A 3,104-nucleotide genomic window follows, 5' to 3' on the forward strand; every position below is an offset into this window, starting at 1 on the left:
GTCACCGCCTCACCGAGGGCGACCAGGCGGTCCAGGGCGTTGGCGATCGCTCCGGCCGAGTGCCCAACCACCTTGCCGATCTCGTGCGGGGTGAACTCGGCGCCGGGGTGGGCGGCCAGGTGCGCGGCCACCTTGCCGCGCAGTTCCCCCGGGTTCGAACGAGCGCGCCCCGAGGCGGTGCGGGGGCGGCCGTTGGCGGCGGCCCGCACCAGGCGGCGGGCCTTGCCCGACCCGGCGTAGATCGTCTCGGCCACCGTCAGCGCCGCCGCACGGTCCCCTGCCTCCAGGGCCGTCAGCGCCACGCCGACCGCGTCCCGCAGCTCCATCAGCGCGCCGCTCGCCTCGGTCACGGCGGCGGCAACCATGCCCTCCTCTTCGCCGTCGGTTGCCTCGGCCTCGGCCTCGGCGGCGTCGGTGTTGGTGTCGGTGGGGGTGGTGTTCTCACTGGCAGTGGCACCCTCGGCGGCCGGGGTGTCGGCCGTCTGGTCCTGGGCCGCCGGAACGTCGCCGTCCGGGGTACCGGTGCCGTGGGGGGCGGTGTCGTCCTGATCGGCGCCCGGCTCGGCGGGGCGCCAGGTGTCGGGGGCGCGCTTGCCGCCGTTGCGGCCGCCCGGGGTGCGGACGACCAGGTCCTGGGATTCCAGGGCCAGTAGCGCCTTGCGGGCGGTGGCCTTGGGCATGTCCGCCGCCTGCGCGATGACCGTGACGGTGGTGCCGGGGTTGCCCGCCAGCGTGTTCCACACGGCCGCTGCCGCGCCGTCCAGCCGTGTCCCGGCACCAGGGGCGGGGGCGGTGTCGTCGGCCGCGGTGGGGCCGTCAGGGGCCGTTTCGGTACCGGCGCGGTCCGGGGCGGCGATGTTCGTCTTCGCCATTGTTCAACTCCCTTTCCCGTAGGGTGCGGCGCCGTTTGCCAGGCGCCGCGTTTGTTGTTTGCAGGGTCGACCATCGCTCTGCCGAAACGGCCCTTGCAATAGAAATTCACGGGATTCTTGGTTACCACAACGGCTGGACACCCTCACCTCCCCCGGGTGGATTCCGTCCTCTATCTCGACAAACACCGCCAGTCAAGCCCCGCAACCGAATGAATCCCCACCTATTTCTCATCTGCCTTTAACGGCTGGGCAGGCTTACCGTGCAGGCCGGCGAAACTCACCGGAACAATCCGGCCGAATCGTCTTGACTTGCCCGAAAATCGAGATTTGATCGACCCACCAAAGAAAACCGGCCACTACCCCGATAACGGCATCACGCGAAAGGAGCGAAGCGATGAGCAACCGCAACCAGAAGGCCCCGCGTTCTGCGGCGAAGGCGGCCCACAACCACGCGGTGGAGCCGTTCAGTCCGCTGCGCCCGCCGGGCCAATGCCCTCGCTGTGACGCCCGGCGCGCCGACCGCGCCGCGCGCGGTCTCATCGATCACACCCACGAGCCGTTGCCGTTCGGGCGCCGTCTGCCCTACGGCCAGTGCCCACGGTGTGATCAGTTGCATGACGGCGCGCCACCACGCCGAGGGAACCGTCGAAGCGACCGGGACACCCAGCAGCAGCGGCGGCACGAGGAGATACGTGCGCATTTCGCGCCCGGCGGACCACACGACCGCGGAGCATGCGGCCCGGTATGCACCGCCTATGACGGGTGACCGCCGGGCACGCCATGACGCCCCGGGCTACTTTCGCGCCCGGGGGGCTCGGGCGCGGCCGCGCCTAATCGCTGGCCGGTCGGGGGCGCCGTCCACGAGCTCGGGCCGCCCCCCGTGGCGGGGGCGGCCCGAGGATGATCCGGCCCGCGGCGGCGGGCAGCGCGGCGGGCCCCCGGTGTGCGCCGGTTCGGGTCAGGCGACCCGATAACGGGCCAGCCGCGCATGACGGTCGTCATACGCCGCGCCGCCCAGGTCGATCCACAACACGCCGGGCTGCGCATGGCCCCGGTAGTCCACATGCTGCAGAAGGCCGCCATCGCGGAAGGCGTCCTCACTGAAATCGGCGCCCGGAACCACATACACCTCCGGCGCGGCGTCCAGGCCCGCGTCCTGACCTGGGTAGACGATCAGTGCCGCCCAGTCGGCGTCACCGCGCCACGCACGACTCGATTCGGTCACACCGCGCCGGAACGGAAGAACATCGATCACCCCTTCCGGCGTTTTGATCGTGATACCGAAATCGGGATCTTTCGCCGATGCGCCACCGACGGCGGCGGCGATGTCGCGGACGACAGCGTTGACCAGTTCAGACATTCGCATTCCACCCTTTCATGCGAGCCGGTTTCTATTTCCGCCACGACCATCACTCCACCCGCCGCAACCGTCAAGCGCCTACCGCATTCTTTTTCCAGTCATAAACGGCTGGAGTCCCTTACCTGGACGCCATGGCGGCCAGCCGTAAATCACGCCAATTCGGGGGGTTGACTTCGCCGACACACGAGGTTCAATAGATATAGCAACACCAAACGGCGGGCGCCGAAACGGCCCGCAAAAGAAAAGGGAGGGATCATGGATCCGTTTCCGGACGGGGAAATCTGGTACGATGTGGAACTGCCAGCTGAAAGTCTGACGGCCGGTATGCGGTTCTACTACGACGAAGATGTCTACGTCACCGTCACCGCGCTGATCTTTGACGAGGAGCGGCACCGTGTGATCGCGGAAACTCGCGGCGATCATGACGGCCGGAAACGGGTCTACAAATTTCCCTGCGAAACCGAGGTCTACGCTGGGGTGATCACCCAGTACGGCATCGCCCGATCCGATCAGCGCGATGTCATGCCGGTACACACCAAACACGGCGCCCGAGCGCGGGGAATGGCGCTGGACTACATCGCCCGCCGCGGCGGGCGGCTCATGAAACGCCCCGTGATCCCCGGCGCCAACGGCCTGACCGGCACCCTACCGGTCGGTGAGTTTGAGCCCGCGCCATGATCCGATCACCACCGCGGGTGCCTCGGGCGGGCAGATCACGAGGCCAGCGCCGCCCCTCGGGCCGGCGCCGGCCCGAGGGGCCTCCGCCTCGCCCGGCACGCCGCCCTGACCCAAAGCCAGTCCGCCGCAGCACCAAGCTCCGGCCGGTGAGCTCGTAGCTCACACCGCCCCACCACCAGCCCACACCCGCACCC

3 protein-coding genes are annotated in these 3,104 nt (G+C 69.2%); 1 reads left to right on the forward strand and 2 read right to left on the reverse strand.

Features of this window, described 5'->3' with window-relative positions; genetic code table 11:
• Together E1293_RS45935 and E1293_RS45940 are read right to left on the reverse strand one after the other, a co-directional pair.
• A partial coding sequence (locus E1293_RS45935; RefSeq protein ID WP_132206292.1) for a helix-turn-helix domain-containing protein occupies positions 1-872 on the reverse strand: 872 nt, incomplete at its 3' end.
• 958 nt (positions 873-1,830) lie between these two features.
• Positions 1,831-2,232: a hypothetical protein gene (locus E1293_RS45940; RefSeq protein WP_132206294.1), complete on the reverse strand. Its 402-nt coding sequence runs from the start codon at positions 2,230-2,232 to the stop codon at positions 1,831-1,833.
• A 255-nt stretch (positions 2,233-2,487) separates the two neighbouring features.
• On the opposite strand from E1293_RS45940, the gene E1293_RS45945 reads away from it, so the two are divergent.
• On the forward strand, positions 2,488-2,910 hold the full coding sequence (locus E1293_RS45945; protein ID WP_132206295.1) for a hypothetical protein: 423 nt from the start codon (positions 2,488-2,490) through the stop codon (positions 2,908-2,910).
• Positions 2,911-3,104 lie beyond the last annotated feature (194 nt).

The sequence above is a fragment of the Actinomadura darangshiensis genome, assembly GCF_004349235.1.
Lineage (GTDB): Bacteria > Actinomycetota > Actinomycetes > Streptosporangiales > Streptosporangiaceae > Spirillospora > Spirillospora darangshiensis.